Here is a 19,366-nt window from a genome sequence, read left to right as displayed (position 1 = left end):
CCCTCGTCCCCTCCCCGGTTGAGCGTCACATATCCGGATCGAAGTCCCCGTAATCGTGACCATGGTCCTGCCCCTGATCGGCATCGCGGCCCTGCTTCGCTGCACCGCCAAGAAGCGACTTCTGCTGCTCTTCCTGGAGCCTCTGGTCGGCCTTGCCGCGCGCGACCTGTGCTCGCTGATGCGCTGCGGGATCGGGAATATCGGACCTGGCGGAAGGCACAGCCCGTTGCTCCATGCCGCGGTGCTCCTCAGCTTTCGAAGCCAGAGGAAGTTCGGATTGAGCCGGCCGCTGAGGGTCCGATGTCGCCCTTTTCCCTCGCGCATTCGGATCGCGACGCTTCCTTGTCTGGTCCGGTCGAGCCTGATCGCCCTTGTTGCTGCGACGGGTCCGGCGCAGTTCCTTTTTGTCTTCCTTGTCGGCTTTCTTTTCAGCGCTGTCGGAGCGATCGTGCGCGTCCCTCATCCGGCGAGGATCGCCATCATTGTCGCCTGTTTCAGAGGCTGCTCCGGCACCGCCCCCTGCTCCATCTTTATCATCAGCGTGCCGGGTCTGCGGCGGTGGCTTCGGCATATCGCGGGGAATGAAGCCTTCGGCTACCCGAGGCCAGTTGCGCGGTTCGAGAACCACGGGTGCCGCCGGAAATCCTTCGGGAAACTTGATGAAGCCATGAAGGTTCTTGAGCTTCATCAGCTCGTCGGGAAGCAGCAGCGGGACGACCTGGCGGCGGGGCGTCAGGCTGACCGCATCACGCGCATTGTTGTAGCCATAGCTGTATCCTTCCTCCATCTCGCGAACCTCGCGGTGGCCGATGATATCGGAACACCAGGTGGCGGTCTCGCGATCTGCGGTACCAAGGATAAGCTTGGTGCGGGCAAGTGAGGACAGGGTCATCGCCATGTTCTCACCGTAGACATCCTTGAGCTTGGCAAAGGCATGAATCCCGGTGACGATCGCGCCCCCGAAATTGCGCGCGGTCTGGAGGCCCTTTTCGAGTGAAGGGAGACGATGCAGGGCGCCCAGTTCGTCGATCAGGAACCAGAGCCTGATGTCCCGCGAGCGCTGGCCCGCCATCAGCGTATTGATCGCGGTGTCGAGCCACAGCGTGAGCAATTGCGAGAGCACGCTCATGTCGATGTAGCGGGCAGACAGGAACAGGATCGAGCCCGGATCACCTGCCCCGTTGATCCACGCGCGGACCGAAAAGGGCTTCCCGTCTTCGGGCAGCATCTGGAGCGCCTTGGCATTGACATTGAACACTGCCCGGACCGATTCCGCCATGCGCGCCGCGCTCGGCGTGCTGATGGGACCGGCCATGGTATCTTCGACCAGGCGGTGCAGATCGGAGAGATCGGCGTTCATCAGTTCATGGGCAAGCGCGGCGTTGGTGCCCCGCCCTGCTTCGGCGAGCTTGAGACAGGTCTCGACGAACAGCGTGCGCGCGGCGAGCACCCAGAACTGTTCGGCACCGCCCCCATCATGCGGGACGAGCGACTCCGCTGCGGCATGAAATTCGGCACGCGTGGAGCAATCGTTGAACACGCTCCATGCGGGGCAACGCGCGTCGAGCGGGTTGAGAATGATGTCGCGTTTGGGATCGTAGAAGGTTTCGACAAAGGCCCCGGTAAGATCGAAAATGACCGCACGTTCGCCCCGTTCACGGATCTCCCTGGTAAGCTCGGTTAGGACGACGGTCTTGCCTGTCCCGGTTGTGCCAACAAGCATCGCGTGGCTCTGCTCAAGCCGCCATGGCCAGCTGACACCAGCGAGATGCGCGGGTGAATAGAAGCCCGCATTCCGCAGCGAAGCCGACCCGGCCAGACGCCAGCGCCAGCCCAAAGCATCGCCATATTCGCGGGAACGGGCATCGCGGTTGTGCGCAGCGATCTCGCGGCTAAGGTCGCGCAAGGTAGCGAGCTCGGCTCCGCGCACATGCTTCTTTTGTTTCGACTTCTCGCCGAAGCGTTCGGCAACCCACCAGAAAAGCGCGCAGAGCGGCGCAAGAATGAACCCTGCAAGCCACAAAGCGCTGATGACCGCGCTCTGGAAAAGCGCGACCGCTTCGCGCATCGGCGGGTAATCGGTCACCACGGAAATGGGAAATGCGACGAGGCTCCCATCGGCCAGCTTGAGGTTCACAAGCTTGTCTGGATCGAACTCCATGAAGGCATAGCCAGAGGCATAGGCATGCATCCACAGGAGGTAGACCTGATAGTCATCTAGCGCGCTGCTTACGTCCCAATAGACCAGCCCGAGAACGACCAGGAGTGTCACGATCAGGGGTCCCTTGAGGCCCGCGGCAAACATGAAGCCGAAATGCCCGAGGAGCTGGCTGCCGCGGGTGAAGTTGACGAGATTATGCTTCATCGTCGCCTCCCATGGGTCGGGGTGCAACGATACCGAGGCGCTCCAGCCGGCGCTGGTAGGCAGCGACGGTTTTATCACGCAAGGTAGTGTCGGGATGATGCGTAAGCAGCGCATCCAATGCGACCGTGATGAAGATGTTCTGGCGGACCGGATCGGTCGCCGGAGTCCTCAGGTCAGCTTCGGTCGCGCGCTGCCAGGCATCGAAGATGCAATCGCAAACAACGATACTCGCGCTGACCCTGCGCTCGTCTGCTTGTTTCCTGATCCATTCGGCGATCAGGGGCGTGACATAGGTCACAAACCGGTGGTGTCTTTGCATTTTTCCAAGTTCCTTGTGTTCAAAGAACCTGGCTCACCCTTCGAAAGGCAAGTGCCACTCTAGGCCGCAGCACGGGGTGTAGGAAAACGGAAAATTCACAAACAATTGCAGGAGGCTAGATGGATCTGTGCCGACTCGGCACGGACGAGCGAGCAACTGGACCGCATCCGGCACAGAAGATGACATCGGCGAGATTTCGTGAATTCGCGAAGCATTTTAATGCCTTCCATTGCAGCACCCGCTGCGTACGGTGTGCCTGTCAAGTTCCCAATTGCGCGGCCGTTGCCAGGAGCTCCCAAGACCCGTTCAATGTATTGATTTTACGTTCTTATTTTCGGAGCGAGAGCAAACGGGCATTGCTGGGACAGCGTGAGATTTTAGCCCAAAATTGCTCTGGGCTACAAACTGGCCTTCCATTGGCGGAAATCGTGGTCGGCTGAATTCGGTAGGTCGATCTCTACAACCCTATCGAAACTAATCACAAGGCACCCCGGATCGGTGGCGTGGCACCGGCTGTCAGGAGCCAACCCCTAAACCTATCAAGCTACGTCCGATCACGTTTTCGGCTTTGTGATCGGGACCAGATAGCATTCGCGAAACGCGGCAATGTCGGATGCCATGTGCGTTTCTAATCGTCCCCCTCACCGAGGGGCATATTGCTCTTGTTATGCGCCACTGCGAACAAGAAAAAAGGGCAGGAACCGTTACCGGCCCCTGCCCTGTTCGTGCGGTCAGAACTCGTCTGACATTGCCCCATGCACCGTATGCACCACGCGCGCTGCAAGGTGCGCCGGAAGTGCATTGTAGTCGCCCTCGTCCAGGGCAAAATATCCCAAGCGCTTATCCTCAACGATATGCTGATCGAAGAAGCTGTGCAGCGCCCGAAGCTCTGCCACAGCCAGCGCGGCAAAGTAGCGTTCCGAGTTCGAATTGTGCTGAGCAATTGAAGCCATTGTATCCTCCTGATGTCTGCCGTTGACGGCAGGAGCAGGACGGATGGGTGTGCGGCCGGCGGGTCAGGGATCGTCCCGAAGGGCGACCGCGCAGCGGCGGTAGGGGTAACGATTTTGTCGGACCGTAGCGCAGCGAAGGGGAGGCAAAATGGTGGGACCCTGCCGTCCTTGACGCGCCGGTTGTACGGCCATCAGAATGGGAGAACCGTGAGCCAGGCCCCCTCCCCCGCCAGAGAGGTTGTACAATGCAAGAAGGGGTGCCGTCCGGTCTGGACAGCACCCCTTTCGAGCGGAATCGACGATGGGAAGGATCAGTCGATCTCGGGAGCGTCGGTGTTGTCGTTGTCGTCGCTCGAACCACTACCGCGAGAGAGGAAGTCGACCTTGTCGGCGAGGATCTCGGTGCCGTAGCGCGTGACCCCGTCCTTGTCTTCCCACTGGGTATAGTGGATGCGGCCCTGGACCGAAACCAGCTGGCCTTTGGTGCAGTACTGCCCGACGGTCTTGGCGAGGCCGTTGAAGCAGGTCACCCGGTGGAACTCGCTTTCCTTGGCGGTGTAGCCGTTCTCGTCCTTGTAGGTCTTGCCGTCCTTGTCGCGTGCGGGACGATCGGTGACGACTGTGATCCCGGTAACGTTGGTGCCGCCCTTGGTCTCGCGGGTGTCGGGTTCACGGGCGATGCGGCCGGTGAGGATTGCAATGTTGGTCATGATGAAAGTTCCTTCAGTTCCTCAAACCGGAGATCATCTCCGGCTTGCGAACATCCAGAAGAAGCAGGGCATGGGAGGGCTGCACCGCAGGCCTGAAGGGCCGAAGGGGAACCTGTTCATGACGGGTGGTGCGGGCAGGCGCGCGAAGCGCGACAACACGGCCGTCAAAGGAACGGGTTGCGGCTCCTCAGCTGACCTGGTTCAGGACTGTTCGCGAAGAAAGCCGGATGGGTATCGGGTACGGGTCTGAAGGGTCGCATGATCCCGCTGCAATCAGCTTTCGCCGTCGCTTTCCGATGCTGCCAGGAGATCCATGAAGTTGCGGGCTGCTTCCCGGTCTTCCTCGTTCTCGAACGCCACGTCGAGGTCGGGGGCGGACCCGAACATGTGCAGGAACGACCACAGCGCGAACCGCTTGCCCCGGGTCGTTTTCGAGCATTGCGGAAGGTCAGCTACGCGCCCCCAAAAGCGCAAACGCGGATGGCGCGACATCTCGCCCTTCACTCTAAGGCTCCGGCTTCGGCAATGGTTTGCCATGACCTTTCTCCAGTAGGCTGATATTTATCGCTGTAAGGAGTTGGTCGAAGAACGCCTCTACAAGCATTAGGTGCTCGGTATAGATTACGAGCTGCTCACCGGCCTTCAGATCAAGCCCAAGCTGAGGCTGTTCTGCACAAAGCCGACCTAATTCCTCAGAGACAAGGTCTTCTCCATGGGTAACGTGATGGCGAATAAGACCGACGGTTTCTATAGCTTTCGCCCACGATCCGATGTCACTCTGGGTGTACCAACTGGGCCGCTTCAAACCGGCTTTCTTGAAATATGCAGCGAACACTTTGTGAAGACCGTCGTAAGCGCGTTTCCTGCGCCAGCTGTCTAAGCGCTCGCTCCATGCCTCTTTATGCTTTGTCGCTGCTTCGGGGCTCGTTTCTCGGTCGCGATAGAGTTTGCGAAGGGGCTTGAAATCATCCCCCTTCATCAACTCCTGAGGATGGGCGTCGAGATAGATTTCGTACAATTCGAATACGACCTCTTCCAGCGCACCATACATATCCTGAATGCCATAGCCGCCCATGAGAGGTATGCAGACATCGTAATTCCTTGACGCTTCCTGGCCATGCCAAAGTGCCAGTTCGACGCGTTCAGGACCATCGGCGCTCGCTCTCACCGTATCAACGCGAAGACCGAGGTTTGGATGTGATTGATAGCGGTCGCGCGCGACGAAGAGCGAATTTATGGTAATCGCCCAGCGCATATAGACGCTTCGAAAGACCGATCTGAAATCGCCTATCATCTCAGTGGACTTCTCAATCCACTTTTTTTCCTCATCGTCTGTCCGATAGATTATGTTTTGGATCTGAGGCGGTTTGGCGAGCGCAGGATCATCCGCTTCAAAAATGTTCTGCTTAAGGAATTGCACTCGGTTTCTGAAACTTGGTCTCATAAAATGCCCTTAGGTTGTCCAATTTGATGGGCATAGGATAGCGCTGATTGCGATCCCCCCTTGTTCTGCCCTTGTTCTCTATGTAGCGTCCCCAGTGACATGGCAAAGCAATCATCTGATTTCAGCTTCTATGAGTTCTTCGCGGGCGGCGGCATGGCGCGCGCTGGGCTTGGTGCCAATTGGACGTGCTTGTTCGCAAATGACTTCGATAAGAAGAAGGGAGCGACATATGCCCGGAACTGGGGCGGGGGCGATATTGTCGTCGATGATATTCGGAACGTCGATCCGCTGACGTTGCCGGAAGAGCCAGACATGGTGTGGGGCTCGTTTCCATGCCAAGATCTGTCACTAGCGGGCGGAGGAGCAGGTCTTAAAGGCGACCGGTCCGGAACATTTTGGCCGTTCATCGCAATCATCGATGAGCTTGCCCGCGATGGACGCGCACCAAAAATCATAGCGCTCGAAAATGTCGTCGGTACGCTGACGTCTCACAAAGGCAAAGACTTCGTAGCCATCTGCGATGCGTTACACGGTCTGGGATATCGGTTCGGTGCCGTTGTGGTCGATGCGTCGCTTTTCGTGCCCCAATCCCGTCCGCGTCTGTTCGTCATCGGCGTACGCCACGATTTGGCTGCGACCAACACGGAGAGCGAGCCTCAAAGCCCATGGCATACTCCCGCTATCAAGCGCGCGTATGATTTATTGCCTCAGGTTCTTAAGGAAAGCTGGCTTTGGTGGAGCATGCCGAATCCGCCGGAGCGAAAGCAAGATTTCCGGGATTTGATCGAGGAGAATCCCAAGAGCGTCAAATGGCACACGGCCCGCGAAACGCGCGATCTTTTATCAATGATGAGCGATGTGAACTTGGCCAAGGTTGAGACGGCAAAGCTGGCTGGTGTGCGCATGGTTGGCGGCGTCTACAAGCGCACCCGCTTCCACCACGGAATTAAGGTTCAACGCGCGGAGGTTCGGTTCGACAATATCGCCGGTTGCTTGCGAACGCCTGCGGGTGGTTCGTCGCGTCAATTGATCTTAGTCGTGGAGGGCGAGAAAATAAGGTCTCGCCTGATCTCTTCGAGGGAGACAGCCCGACTTATGGGTCTCCCGGACAGCTACAAGCTGCCCGACGGATACAATGAAGCATATCATCTGACAGGGGATGGAGTGGCAGTTCCTGTGGTTAGATACTTGGCGAAACATCTATTTGAGCCGATAATCGCTCATGCAATGGCCAAAGAGGACGTCAGCGCCGCATGAATGACCCAATTCCGTGCCGAAAAGATCCCGATCTGAAGCGTCAAATCGAAGAGTTTTCAGAAACCCTCAAAACGAGGTCGCATGAGCTGAATACATTCGGCTTAAGCGAGAAGGACTTTTACGAAAGTGGCATCTTCGAAGGCTCTATTCAGCGCGTCAGAGGTCAAATTTCCGCCTCAATGGCAGAGAAGAAAGCGTTCGTTGCTCACATCCTCAATCACATGGAGGATGCAGGCTACATCAAGAATTGGATTGAGGCTGGCAATGCCAATCGCCACGACTATTCCGTCACACTCAACGACGACAAGATCGCAGCTATCGAGCTCAAGGGCTGCCTAGACGGTAATAACACGAATATCTCAGCTCGCCCGCCACATGCTAATGAGTTCATTGTATGGAGCGTATGCCAAAACAAAGGAGCTGATCCACGCCACAATGTTTGGTCTGGTATTCATGTGCGCTTCTCGGCCGATGTGATCTCGGAGAAGAAGCAGGTTGACGGATTAATCGTTTGGGATTGGCTTTGCGGAACGGCCGCTAGAACCTGCCCAAAGATTGACGACGCGCCAGAACGAGTAAACGAGGTCGGCCCCTATCGTCTACCGCCACCTTGTATTTATCTTTTTCCAGCCACTATCCCGAGTCCTCGCAACAACCCGAAACCACCGCCACGGCCTTTAGCGGAGGTTGGCTTTCTTAAGGCAATGCAAAGCTGCTTCGGCGGGTTCGATACCGAGTTGAACTCCGTGACCTTCGAAGCTGGGATGGATGGAGTAGATGTAGTTCGTACCACAACGATCGAACGAGATGGCTCTGTGCGTAAGGAATCAAAGGCGACGGCCATCCGCCGAGCTTGATCGAGCCATTGGCTCGAAAATTTGCCCGCCGCTGGTTCCACACTGATTGGCTCATATGTCCGGTTCGGAGTGACCTATCGCGACAGACAACTGAACCACTTCGACTGATTAGCAGAATGACCGCATTTCGATGAACTCTGCCGAAACCGGACCGACCAGTTTCGGCCCACATTCGGTCTTTCGTCGATCGCAACATGCCCGCCCGCAATTGGGCCGCCTGCCGACCGTCTGCTTCAAGAGATTAGCCAGCAAAGCGCTGTCATTCGACCTTCGGTATTCCTCGGCGGGTTCTTCAGCTACAACTCGGCGAAGATCCTAGAATATCGTCGGTCACCTTTTTGGTAGGCGGGTCGTTCGTCTTCGAACGGTTCGTCTTGCGGCACGATCGCAGTCATCTCGGAAAGGATGTAAAGGCGAAAATCCTCCCCGCTCCCACCAGAAAGCTGCCACGCGCTCAAGCTCTCATTCCCATTGTGCTGAACGCCGTAAGTGTGGGGCTCAACCACTCGCGTTTTGCCCTTATAATTGAAGGTCAGGAGTAGTCGTTCTTGTATCGCATTGATAATCGTCTGATTCATAAGTCTCCCTACTTCCAGTTGGAGAACAGCTTTGCAGCTAAAACAGATCCGGGTCCAGAACTTCCGATCATTGAAAAACGTGACGATTGAGGTCGGTGCCCATACTGCACTGATTGGTGGGAACGGGGCTGGTAAATCCAGTGTGCTAAAAGCATTACAGGCCTTCTATTCGACATCGAAGAAGCTGCCTTCCGACGATTTCTACGGTCGCGATGAAGATCTAGAGGTAAGTATCGAGCTGACTTACAATCAGCTTACGCCTCTTGAGGCTGAAAGCTTTGCGAGCAGAGTGCGCAATGGCGAGCTGGTCGTCACACGCATCTTCGATCAAACTACGTCGACAGGGCGATACCATGGTTCGGTTCTTCAAAATCCCGACTTCGTTCCGATCCGAGGACTCATACAAGCAGGTCCTCGCCGTGACGCTTATAGGGATCTGCGAAACAACAACCCAGCATATGCAGGCCTGCCTGCCGTAACCAGCGCAACGCAAGCCGATGACGCCATGTCAGCGTGGGAGGAGGCGAATCCCGAAGCCTTGGAGCTTCACTTAGATGATGGTCAATTCTTCGGATTCCAGAATGCGAGTAGAGGAGCATTGCAGCGCCATACGACATTCGTCTTTGTGTCCGCAGTTCGGGATGCTTCCGTTGACGCGACCGACGGGAAGAGCTCGGCGGTAGGACAGCTTCTTGAGTTACTCGTCAGAAGCGCAATCCAGCAACGTCAGGAGATCCAGGCTTTCAAGCAGGAGATGACAGAGCGCTATCAGGAATTGGTATCGCCGGAGAATATGCCAGAACTTGGTGTTCTCGCAGACAACCTCACCCGAGATTTGCGCAATCTTTACGAGGACGCAGCGGTAGGTATGGATTGGCGAGCGGTCGAGGAATTTCCGGTTCCTCTCCCGATGGCAGATGTGGAGCTATCTGATGATGGCTTCGGGGCCCCAGTCGATCGTCAGGGCCATGGTCTGCAACGCGCTTTCATTTTCACGATCCTGCAGCATTTGGCTCGCTCGACGGTTCTGGCCGGCAACGAGGTGGAAGAGGAGGAGCCCGAAGGCGAACAGACGCCAGTTCCGCAACTCATCTTGGCGATTGAAGAACCTGAACTCTATCAGCATCCCACAAAGCAACGTCATTTAGCGGACGTTTTGCGAGGGTTGAGCAACGGCACGTTGCCGGGTGCTGACGCGCGGACCCAAATTCTTTTTGCAACACACTCACCGTTCTTCGTCTCACTCGGTCATGCCGACGAGATACGCTTAGCTCGAAAGATTGCGATCGAAGAGTGTGAGTTCAAAATCTGCGATCTGCAATCGCTTTCCCTAGATGCTGCAGCGACACGTTTGGAGGCGGCTTGGCAGAAGGATCCGGGCACCTTTACCGGAGCAACCCTCATGCCCCGTCTGCATATTCTCGGTGCTGAGTTGAGTGAAGGCTATTTCGCCCAAGGCGTGATCCTCGTCGAAGGTAGGAGCGACAAGGCAGCTCTGGAAGCGGCTGCCCGAATGCTTGATGTAAATTTCGCTTCGGCGGGCATCGCTATCTTGTCAGCCGAAGGTAAGGAAAATCTGGACCGACCTTATGTGATTTTTACCGAGCTCGGTGTGCCGGTCTACACGATCTGGGATTGCGATGGGCACAAGAACGCAAACAACGCTCACCCAGCTACGAACCTAGCGCTTGCGCGGCTTTGCGATCCGACAGGAGACATCGAGGAAGCTCCCACAGAGACCACTGTCGAAGCGAGTTACGCACACTTCCAAGACTCTCTGGAGCGCACTTTGAAGAGCGAAATCGGCGAGGCAGAGCTTCAGCAGTATCTCCAAGCAGCTTGTGCGCCACTTGAACTGCCAGCTAACGGAGAAACTCAAAAGATCCCCGAAGTGATGTTCCAAACTCTTTCGCTTGCTAGAGAAAACGGAAAAGAGTCGGCTATTCTCAATTCCATTGTTCAACGGGCCTGGACGCACCTCACAGGTCAAAATCTCTAGTCTCAGCGGCTAAAGTGAGATTCCGCTTCAGAAACAAATCTGCCAAGTCAAAGTGCTGAGTGTCACGGTCGTGTTTGTGGTCAACGCCTCCTTCAACCTATTGCGATGTGCGTGCCGCCAAGGTGTCGAAAAGCTCGCTCCCGACACGTGAGAAGAATTACCTGCATCCGCTCAGCAGCTTCAGTCAGAATATCACTTATCAGATCCAGTCTAGCATCGTCGGAATAGGCTAGCGGGTCATCGAGGATCAAGGATACCGGTCGTCCCTTTTCGAGGAGCATGTCGGCGAAGGCCAACCGCGTTAGGACTGCGAGTTGCTCCTGCGTTCCGCGGGATAGGTTGGAACATCCTTCCTCAGTTCCTGCCCGAGTGATCGAATGCAGCTGGAGATCTTCTGTGAACGACAGGTCACATCCGGGCAGAAGCCGCTCAATGTGGCGTTTTGCCCTGCGAGCGATGGGTCCAACATAAGTACGGGAGGTCTCCAAACGCGCATCTTCGAGCGTGTCGCGCAACAGTTTCACTGTTGTAGCTTCTTCGCTCACGCGATCGAATAATCTTTGCGCAGCCTCCGCCTCTTCCTCGGCCTTTGCTGCTGCTTCGGCGAGGCCCTTTCCGCCCTCGGTTTCAATTGTGGCTTCAAGTCTCGCGATCTCCAGCTGAAGTTCGGTGGCTTGCGTTCGGGCTGACTCCGCGCGCTTGTCGATCTTCTCTATTTGTCGTTCTATGGTGTCGGGATCGAGAGAACCAGCGTTCTCCTGAGCCTTTTGCCATGCGACATCCGCATTGGCTGCTTTCTTGCGCGCGGCGAGCAGTTCCGCTTCCAAGTTTGCGAAGCGCGGGTCTGCTTCGATTGTCGCAATCTGTTGCTCGGCGCTAGCGAGAGTGGAGCGTGCTGAAGTTTCTGCTGTGGCGAGTGGGCGGTCCTTCTCTTCAGCCTTTCGCAAGGCTTCAAGTGCAGCCTGGTGAGTGCCATCGGCGGTCGCGAGACCATCCTCAGCATCTTCGAAACACTTCTCCAATTCAGCTAGGTCGGGAATTGTAGCAGGTGCCACCGTGTCGCTGTCGGCGATTGCCGCGACAAATCTCCTCAACGCATCAGCCCCGGCACCAAGTTTTACTGCCGGCACGGCGGGGGTGATTGCTTCGATACGCGCATCGAGCGCGGCGATACTTGCTTTCGCATCACGAGCGGCGTCAACACGATTGCGCGCTTCCGAAAAACTCGCGACACCAAGCTGAGACAGCTCCGTCTTGAGCCGTGCGTTTAGATTGTCCAGCTGCGCTTGCGCACTCGCTGTCCCGCGCGGCGGTTTGACGATCAGTTCGGCGCCACCGCCTAGACCAATCCTGGTTTCCTCAATGATCGTTCGCGTACCGTGGCCAAATTCATGCCCATCGACAGTAATGTGGGATGCTTCGCCGACCAGTTCGATGGTGGTTGAGCCAGCAGATAGCTCAGCAGACGCGGTCGCGATGTCCCGTTGGAGGGATTCCAGCGACTTCATCGTTTGGGGATCGACGCCAGACGCTTCGATCTTTTTTGCTTCAGCAGACTTTGCCTCCAGCTCGACGAGCTTTTCATGTCGACTTTTCGCGTCAGCGATTGCCGAATGTTGAGAAGCGGCGGTGGCGAGCAGCCGGGCGTCTACTAACGCGGATCGCGCGGCTGCGCGGGCATCGCGGGCCGCTGACAGCGCTTGCTTCGCGCTCTCTTCTTTCTTCTTCGCGTCCGCGACTTCTGTCTCGACTTGCGCCCGTTTTGCATTTGCATCGGCTAATGCATCAGTGGCTTCTGACTTCGCTGATACAGCAATTTTATGGCGTTCCGCGAACTCGCCAAGCGCGTCGGCATCTGCCTGTGCCGCCGAGCGTTCGGCTTTGCGCTGGCCGAGCATCAAGGCGGCTGCCCGGGCTGTTTCGAGAGACTTCACGAGATCTGCACGCGCTCGTACATCGTGTTCGTCCGCCAATTCACGTTTCAGAACCTTGATACGCGCTTGTTTTTCGGCAAGCTCCGAGAAAGAACGTTCCAACGCGGCGAGATCGGAGGCGGCCTGATCCGCTGCATCTCGCGACGTTTGTGCAGCATCACGTGCCGATTTTTGTCGACCCCCAATCGAGCCGCCCGGAGTCCAGTAATCGGCGAATTGCTTGTCGACGGAGGCACGTACGGCATCGTGCGTCGCCCCACCCATGATCGAGCCAACTTCCGCTTCCAAGGTCGAACGTACGCTGTTCCGCACGATTTCACCCGGTGCCTTTACGGAAAGCGCATCACCTTGTCCGACCCAGAGCAAGCCTAAGGCACCGTAGGAGTCCAGATCGGCATCACGGCTCGTGCTGCGCTCGAACCCAAGCAACGCCTGTAATTGTTCTTCCGCCGCATCGCCTGAAAAGCGTCCTTTCGGCCCGCGTACTTCGAGTGCTGGCGATTTGAGGAATTTCTTGGCGACGTGCCAACGCTCTCCGTCGATCTGAAACTCAATTTCAACCTCGGGCGCTACGTTTTCGCCGAAGGGCATGAAGGATTGCGCAAGCTGGTTTTTCGTACCGTGCCGGACGAAGAGGCCGGCGCGAAGGGCTTCGAGAAGCGTGGATTTGCCGGTTTCGTTTGGCTCGATGACAATGTTGAGGCCGCTACCGAGGCCTTCAATCACCATGGGATCGCGGAACTTCCGGAAATTGGTCGCGACAATGCGTTCGAGCTGCAAGCTCATGAGCCGACAACCTTGGCGTGTTCAACAAATAGCCGTTCGAGTGCTTTTCGCGCGATCAGGCTTTCTGGCCCATCCTCCTGGATACGAGCATTGAGCGTCGAAGCTGCTGTACCCAAGATCCCTTCGGCGGCAAACGCAGCAAGATCGTCGTCGCTGGGTTTCGCTACAAGGTCAGTTGCCGAGAACGAGTAGTAGCGGAACCTATGCGCAAGATCGTGCTCTATCGAACTCAGTATGGCGACGCGGTCGGTCAGTGTCGTAATGCCGCTTAGCGTCAACCGAACTAGCGTTGAAGTAGGATCGCACTCGTCGAGAAGTTGTGTACTGTAAGCTTCGAACCCTGCGGCATCGTCCACACGCCAGTCGCGCCTCAGCCATTGGTACTTTCCCGTTCGGAGTTCGGTGACGATCGGTTCTCTATTCTGTTCGAGTTCCACAAGCAGCGCTTTGCCAGGTTCATCGCGCTGAAACCGGTCAACCTCTGGCGTTCCGGAATACCAAGTGCGCGAATTCACCTGCAGGAGGCCGTGCCAGTCACCAAGAGCAAGATAGTCGAGCGCGGAGCGCGCCGCGCGATCAGGAGCGATCTGGTTCTTTGTCTCGCCTTGAGCACTGAAATCTACGATCGACCCGTGTGCCAGTCCTATGCGTAGAATTGCCCCGGGGGTTTCCATTGTGTCGAAAGACTCTGTCGGGTCGTCATTCTGATGGCGATGAACGAGCGGTGCTGGTAGCAACCAAACGCCGTCATCGAGTTCGCTTGGTCGAGCCTCCGGTATCAAGTTCACGTTGTCTGGTAGACGCCCTTCGATCCGGTCCCACAAACCTCCGGCTCTGACGAAATCGTGATTTCCGGGTAGCAGCCACCAACTGCATTGATGCCGTTCCATTCGGGAGAGAGCTTGGACGATTGTTCGCGTGTCTGGACCTTCGGTGTCAAAGACGTCACCGGCTACCAGGATATGCGGAACTGAATGCTCTCTTGCCATCTGCCCGATCGTGTCAATCGCATCAAAGCGCGCTTCCGTGAGGGCGCTGCGCACTTCGGCTTCAGCCCAGGCAAAGGGCTTTCCTAATTGCCAGTCGGCGGTGTGTATAAAACGAAACACCCTGTCCCCTTATCCCCCGTCGTCACTTGAGGTCGGTGGACCTCACCCTCCAATCAATCCCTTACGGACCTAGTCTTCGTTATTCTGCTCAGGCAACTGCGCGACAAGTGAAAATTTCAATCTTTTTGTCGCAGTATCTCTTTCTCGAAAGGCTTTTTGACAACGCGCACGGCGACTGACGCAAAATCGGTCGAATGATGCGGCACGCGCAATAGCAGCTTTTGCGAATAAACGCTGAGTTGCTTAACGTCCGACAAAGGGCACCTAGCAGCCATAAGACCCGACGGCGCGATCGAGGAAGAGCTAGCCGAATCTGTCCTTCCGGAAGGCCCGACTTGTCTTGTCAGCTACTTCGCGGGTGAGGCGAAATGCTCTCGCCAATCAAAGCTGCAGCCTCGAGCAAAACGCCGTCGTCCAAGTGAGCATAGCGAGCAGTAGTCGTGACGTGCCGGTGCCCCAAGAGATTGCCGATCATCGGCAGTGTTTCGGAAGAGCGCGCAGCTAGGCTGGCGTAGTTGTGCCTTAGGTCGTGCAACCGGACATCGTCCAGTCCGGCTTCGCACCGCAATCTCCGCCAAAACCAATCCAAAGCCGATCTTGGCAGAACGTCGAACGTGAAAACGCGTTGGTCTTTCTTTCCGCGCGGGAATTCGTCGAGCACCGCCCTCGCCTCCTTACCAAGCCAGACAACGCGCGGGCCAGTCTTCGAATCTGTGAGTTTCAGCTTTCGCCCTTGGACCTCGCCCCAAGTGAGGTGGAGGATCTCGCCTCGCCGACAACCTGTGAGCGCGAGGAGCGAGATCACCGCGACCTCAACCGGGTTCTCATCTCGATGGGCGGCCAGCACACACCCGAGCCGAGCCATCTCGCCGGTGCTCAGGAATCGCTCGATTTTGCGTCCCCTGTTGCGCTTCACACCACGAAATGGATTTGAATGCTCCGGCAGGTAGCCCCAAGCCTCGGCCTTGCCGAACATGGCTTTGAGGATTTCCATGGCGCGGTTAGCAGCGCCTGGGCCCGCCGAGCGCGTCAACGATGCATGCCAGCGCACCGCATCAGCGTGGTTAATTTCGTCAATGAACTTGCCCAGAAAAGCATGATCCAGGTGGGTCCGCCGGTAGATGTTCTGGATTTCGCGGGTGGATGGCTTCCAGGTTGGTGCGGCGACATCCCAGTATGATTGGAGAAATGCCGTATAGGTCGGCGTCTTGCGCGCGCGCTGCTTCTTCTCGGCAGGGTTCTCGCCAAGCTCGATGCGCAGGATAAGGCGCCGGGCGACATCCTTGGCAATTCGCTCTGGCAGGATGGCTGCATCGCCAATGGTGATGAGCCGTTGTTTGCCGTCCATCGTGCGCTGCAGGACATAGCTCTTGCGGCCCGATGGATGGATGCGCTCACCAAAGCCGGGGAGCACATAGTCAAATCTCGAGCGACGCTTGCCAGCCTCGCCTGGTATGACGCGCGCAAGCTCCTCTGCAATGATCTGCCGGAGGTCGTACTGGGTCATGCAGTGATCCCCATTGCACTGGCGAGATTGGAGCAGATGCGATCGGCGCTTTCCGCGATCACCTCATCGGCCAGGTGCGCGTACCGCGCTGTTGTCTCAGGAAGCGCGTGGCCGAGAAGCTTGCCGATTGTCGCCAGTGGAATGTGCTGTGCAATGGCAACCGAGGCGAAGCTGTGACGCAGATCATGAAGCCGCACGTCGGGTAGCGCAGCCTTGCGCCTGATGCGATCCCAGTACTGACCTAGATTGATCGGAGCCTCGCGACGCATGGCAGGAAAGACCAGCAACTCGTCGCCGCGACGTTCCAGTCCCTCAAGCACTGCGATAGCTTGCGGATTGAGATAGATCGTCTTTGGGCCGGTCTTGCTGTCTGGCAATTTCAGACGTGGTGGCTGGACATAACGCCAGCGCAAGGTCGCGATTTCGGAGACCCGAGCGCCCGTGTAGATGAGCATGAGCAGCGCCGGAATGACAAATGGATTGACCCCATCGTGTTCGGCCAAAACGCGCCCCAGTCTGCGGTATTCATCGGCGGAAAGGTAGCGCTCGGGAAGGTCGCGCTTGAAACGCGAGACACCGCGACACGGGTTGGTGTTCTTAGCCCGGTAACCCAGCTTCTCGGCATATTGCATCATCACCGACATAATGGGGATGGCGCGGTTGAAGGTCCCTCCCCGTTCAGCCATGCTGTCTCGCCAGCGGTTGATGTCTCCGCGTTCGATCATATCGACCGGCAGGTCACCGAACCTTGGCACAAGCAGTTGATCGATGCGCGAACGCGACGATCGCTGTGTCGCTGGCTTCCAATGCGGCGAATAATCCTGCCAGAACTCTTCGGCATAATCAGCGAACAGTGGCACTCGCTTTTTCTCGGGCGCGGTCGGGAGGTCGGCAAGCGTTGCCTTGATGAGCAAACTGCGCGCGGCAGCGCGCGCGGCGGGCGCGCTGAGCGCACCTGCCGCCATACCCGCGCAACCAAGCGTCACCATGCGCTGCACGCCTCGCGGGCTATGCTTGACTATCCATGTAAGATGTCCCGACTTCCGTTTGCGAAGTCCGAAGCCGGGAAGTTCGGTGTCCCACGTAATTCCGATGGGAAGCGACTTACGACGAGCGATATGACCAGTCAGTTTTAGCCTGAACGATGGTCTGCGAAGGGCTATGACTGAGCCTTGGCTACCACCTGATTGCTCTCGCGCCGAAAGAGGATAAATACCTGTTTTATAGCGTGTTTCGTCCATAAATGCAGCTTAGGCTGCGTACGGTGTGCCAATTCTGTTCCCCATTGCGCGGCGAAATCCGGTGACCCTGGTCGTTCCGTTCTCGAAGGCATTTTCCAACGGAGCCCTCGGCGGCGCGAGCATCCAGTTCGCGGTCGTAATCCTGCTTGATCTGCAACTGAACGAATACCACGCACAAGGACCGCACCCCCGCAAAGGCTGCGGCAAAGGAGCGCGTGCGGTGCCCGGGACCGGGGCCTGTCGGTTCCCGCAGCACCGCGCCGGTCCGACCCGCTGTCGTTCGGGAGTGCGTGCGGGGCCCAGAACAAGAAGGCCGCGCCCGCAGGAGCACCGCCGAAGGCGGGGCGGGACCGAGCGCGACCCCAGCCCCATTCCGCTTTTCGTCCCGCTCCAGTGCCAGCGAACACGAAAAAAGGCAGGAACCGTCACCGGCTCCTGCCCTCGTATGGTCGTCAGTATTCGTCCAGCATGGCTCCATGGACCGTGTGCACCACGCGGCTGGCGAGATGCGCAGGCAGTGCGTTGTAGTCACCCTCGTCCAGGGCGAAGTAGCCCAGGTCTTCATCTTCCACCACGTGCTGGTCGAAGAAACTGTGCTGGGCGCGCCTTTCGGCAACTGCAAGCGCTTCGAAATAGCTGTGCGCGTTCATGTCCAAGGTGCTGAGTGTAGTCATGATATCCTCCTGAAACCTGTCGCTGAGACGACAGGAAACAGGCGGAGGGGCATGGGGCCGGCGGGTCAGGGATCGCCCCGAGGGCGACCGCGAAGCGGCGGTGGGGGCAACGATTTTGTCGGACCGGAGCAAAGCGCAGGGGAGGCAAAATGGTGGGGCCCCGCCGTCCTTGACGCGCCGGCCCCATGCCCATCACCCTTGGAATTCGGTGAGCCAGCCCCCTCCCCCGCTCCGTTACGTAGTGCAAGGGACGACCAGCGCGATTGGACTTTCCTACAGGCTGTGCCCGGGTGCATGTTGATCGAAGGGAGGAACCACCGAGGGGTGCAGGAAAGGAACCCCGATGCCAACCAAACGAAGCGCTGTCGCAGCACTCCGGAAACTCGAGGCCGACCGGCTGGCACTTGCCGAGCGCCAGAAGCTACTTGAAGCTCAAGCCGCCCTAGAACTGGGACGCATCATCCTGGGAACGGGGCTTGAGACCTTCTCGAAGAAGGCGCTCGCAAGAGTTGCCGGAGAGCTCGGAAAGCTCGGTGAAGAGGCGTCTCTGCAGAAGCTGCTTCCACCGGCTCGCTCGTCTCCTCGCACCGAACAGCCATCCGGAGAGTAGGAACAGCAAGAAGGGGCCCTGTCCGGTTGGACAGGACCCCTTCGGGAGGGAGATCGACGGGAGAGTTCAGTCGATCTCGGGAGCATCTTTGTTGTCGTCGTTCTCGCCGGAGCCGTTGCCGCGGGAGAGGAAGTCGACCTTGTCGGCGAGGATTTCGGTGCCGTAGCGGGTGACCCCGTCCTTGTCCTCCCACTGGGTGTAGTGGATGCGGCCCTGGACGCTGACCAGCTGGCCCTTGGAGCAGTACTGGCCGACGGTCTTGGCAAGGCCGTTGAAGCAGGTCACTCGGTGGAACTCGCTTTCCTTGGCGGTGTAGCCGTTCTCGTCCTTGTATGTCTTGCCGTCCTTGTCCCGTGCTGGGCGATCGGTGACGACGGTGATCCCGGTGACGTTGGTGCCGCCCTTGGTCTCGCGGGTGTCGGGCTCGCGGGCGATGCGACCGGTGAGGATTGCGATATTGGTCATGGTGTAAGTCCTTCAGTTCCTCAAACCGGAGACCATCTCCGGCTTGCGAACATCCAGAAGAAGCAGGGCATGGGAGGACTGCACCGCAGGAGCGAAGCTCCAAGGGAAACCTGTTCATGACGGGTGGTGCGGGCAGGCGCGCGAAGCGCGACAACACGGCCGTCAAAGGAACGGGTTGCTGTCCTCAGCTGGCCTGGTTCAGGACTGTTCGCGACAAAAGCCGGATGGGTATCGGGTGCGGGTCTGAAGGCTCGCGTGTTCCCGATGCAATCAGCTTGCCCCATCGTCTTCCGATGCCGCTAGGAGATCCATAAAGTTGCGCGCAGCTTCCCGGTCTTCCTCGTTCTCGAACGCCACATCGAGGTCGGGGGCGGACCCGAACATGTGCAGGAACGACCACAGTGCAAAGCGCTTGCCCCGGTCCTCCTCAAGGCCGAAATCGACCCGGCAATGCTCGATGCCGGCTGCAAATGTGTCGGGAGCAACCGCGGAGAGGTCGGTGGTAGCAAAGTAGCGCTGCAGCAGATCGTCAAGTTGCATGACCTCATGCATAGTCGG

17 protein-coding genes are annotated in these 19,366 nt (G+C 57.7%); 4 read left to right on the top strand and 13 right to left on the bottom strand.

All coding sequences use genetic code 11. The features are described from left to right. Nucleotides 1-25 precede the first annotated feature (25 nt). The 5 genes from PF049_07270 to PF049_07250 all read right to left on the bottom strand — a co-directional run bounded on the left by PF049_07270 (nucleotide 26) and on the right by PF049_07250 (nucleotide 5,767). Nucleotides 26-2,365, bottom strand: coding sequence for a type IV secretion system DNA-binding domain-containing protein (locus PF049_07270; GenBank protein ID WBY15419.1), 2,340 nt, complete (start codon nucleotides 2,363-2,365; stop codon nucleotides 26-28). Continuing rightward, nucleotides 2,355-2,684: a hypothetical protein gene (locus PF049_07265; GenBank protein ID WBY15418.1), complete on the bottom strand. Its 330-nt coding sequence runs from the start codon at nucleotides 2,682-2,684 to the stop codon at nucleotides 2,355-2,357. Before PF049_07265 ends, PF049_07270 begins: the two co-directional genes overlap by 11 nt. A 731-nt stretch (nucleotides 2,685-3,415) precedes the next feature. Further along, nucleotides 3,416-3,637 carry a hypothetical protein gene (locus PF049_07260; protein ID WBY15417.1) on the bottom strand — a complete coding sequence of 74 codons (222 nt, stop codon included), beginning with the start codon at nucleotides 3,635-3,637 and terminating at the stop codon, nucleotides 3,416-3,418. A gap of 311 nt (nucleotides 3,638-3,948) precedes the next feature. Then, a complete protein-coding gene (locus PF049_07255) occupies nucleotides 3,949-4,347 on the bottom strand; it encodes a single-stranded DNA-binding protein (GenBank protein ID WBY15416.1) in 399 nt (132 codons plus the stop codon). Between the two features lie 505 nt (nucleotides 4,348-4,852). Next, nucleotides 4,853-5,767: a hypothetical protein gene (locus PF049_07250; GenBank protein WBY15415.1), complete on the bottom strand. Its 915-nt coding sequence runs from the start codon at nucleotides 5,765-5,767 to the stop codon at nucleotides 4,853-4,855. Nucleotides 5,768-5,890: 123 nt separating this feature from the next. Here PF049_07250 and PF049_07245 point away from each other — a divergent pair, with 123 nt between their 5' ends. Next, nucleotides 5,891-7,048, top strand: a complete 1,158-nt coding sequence (locus tag PF049_07245; GenBank protein ID WBY15414.1) for a DNA cytosine methyltransferase — start codon at nucleotides 5,891-5,893, stop codon at nucleotides 7,046-7,048. After that, a complete protein-coding gene (locus tag PF049_07240; protein WBY15413.1) occupies nucleotides 7,045-7,905 on the top strand; it encodes a hypothetical protein in 861 nt (286 codons plus the stop codon). Before PF049_07245 ends, PF049_07240 begins: the two co-directional genes overlap by 4 nt. Nucleotides 7,906-8,201: 296 nt before the next feature. Here the strand turns inward: PF049_07240 and PF049_07235 are convergent, their stop codons facing one another. Beyond that, on the bottom strand, nucleotides 8,202-8,483 hold the full coding sequence (locus tag PF049_07235; GenBank protein ID WBY15412.1) for a WYL domain-containing protein: 282 nt from the start codon (nucleotides 8,481-8,483) through the stop codon (nucleotides 8,202-8,204). Between the two features lie 31 nt (nucleotides 8,484-8,514). On the opposite strand from PF049_07235, the gene PF049_07230 reads away from it, so the two are divergent. Further along, nucleotides 8,515-10,482 (top strand): ATP-dependent endonuclease, encoded by a 1,968-nt coding sequence (locus PF049_07230; GenBank protein WBY15411.1) that lies wholly within the window; start codon nucleotides 8,515-8,517, stop codon nucleotides 10,480-10,482. 92 nt (nucleotides 10,483-10,574) lie between these two features. On the opposite strand, the gene PF049_07225 is transcribed toward PF049_07230, so the two are convergent. The 5 genes from PF049_07225 to PF049_07205 all read right to left on the bottom strand — a co-directional run bounded on the left by PF049_07225 (nucleotide 10,575) and on the right by PF049_07205 (nucleotide 17,733). Beyond that, nucleotides 10,575-13,202: a hypothetical protein gene (locus PF049_07225; protein ID WBY15410.1), complete on the bottom strand. Its 2,628-nt coding sequence runs from the start codon at nucleotides 13,200-13,202 to the stop codon at nucleotides 10,575-10,577. After that, on the bottom strand, nucleotides 13,199-14,311 hold the full coding sequence (locus PF049_07220) for a DNA repair exonuclease (protein ID WBY15409.1): 1,113 nt from the start codon (nucleotides 14,309-14,311) through the stop codon (nucleotides 13,199-13,201). The genes PF049_07225 and PF049_07220 overlap by 4 nt, the downstream gene beginning before the upstream one ends. Nucleotides 14,312-14,654: 343 nt before the next feature. Next, nucleotides 14,655-15,818, bottom strand: a complete 1,164-nt coding sequence (locus PF049_07215) for a site-specific integrase (GenBank protein WBY15408.1) — start codon at nucleotides 15,816-15,818, stop codon at nucleotides 14,655-14,657. Beyond that, nucleotides 15,815-16,807, bottom strand: a complete 993-nt coding sequence (locus PF049_07210; protein ID WBY15407.1) for a site-specific integrase — start codon at nucleotides 16,805-16,807, stop codon at nucleotides 15,815-15,817. Before PF049_07210 ends, PF049_07215 begins: the two co-directional genes overlap by 4 nt. A 704-nt stretch (nucleotides 16,808-17,511) precedes the next feature. After that, nucleotides 17,512-17,733 (bottom strand): hypothetical protein, encoded by a 222-nt coding sequence (locus PF049_07205; protein WBY15406.1) that lies wholly within the window; start codon nucleotides 17,731-17,733, stop codon nucleotides 17,512-17,514. Nucleotides 17,734-18,076: 343 nt separating this feature from the next. On the opposite strand from PF049_07205, the gene PF049_07200 reads away from it, so the two are divergent. Then, nucleotides 18,077-18,343, top strand: a complete 267-nt coding sequence (locus tag PF049_07200) for a DUF6437 family protein (protein ID WBY15405.1) — start codon at nucleotides 18,077-18,079, stop codon at nucleotides 18,341-18,343. Nucleotides 18,344-18,409: 66 nt separating this feature from the next. Here PF049_07200 and PF049_07195 read toward each other — a convergent pair whose 3' ends face one another. Further along, nucleotides 18,410-18,808, bottom strand: a complete 399-nt coding sequence (locus PF049_07195; protein WBY15404.1) for a single-stranded DNA-binding protein — start codon at nucleotides 18,806-18,808, stop codon at nucleotides 18,410-18,412. A 270-nt stretch (nucleotides 18,809-19,078) separates the two neighbouring features. Beyond that, a complete protein-coding gene (locus PF049_07190; protein WBY15403.1) occupies nucleotides 19,079-19,348 on the bottom strand; it encodes a hypothetical protein in 270 nt (89 codons plus the stop codon). Nucleotides 19,349-19,366: the final 18 nt, after the last annotated feature.

This window comes from Erythrobacteraceae bacterium WH01K, from assembly GCA_027941995.1.
Taxonomy (GTDB): domain Bacteria; phylum Pseudomonadota; class Alphaproteobacteria; order Sphingomonadales; family Sphingomonadaceae; genus CAJXSN01.
This window is presented reverse-complemented; position numbering and strand designations above follow the sequence as displayed.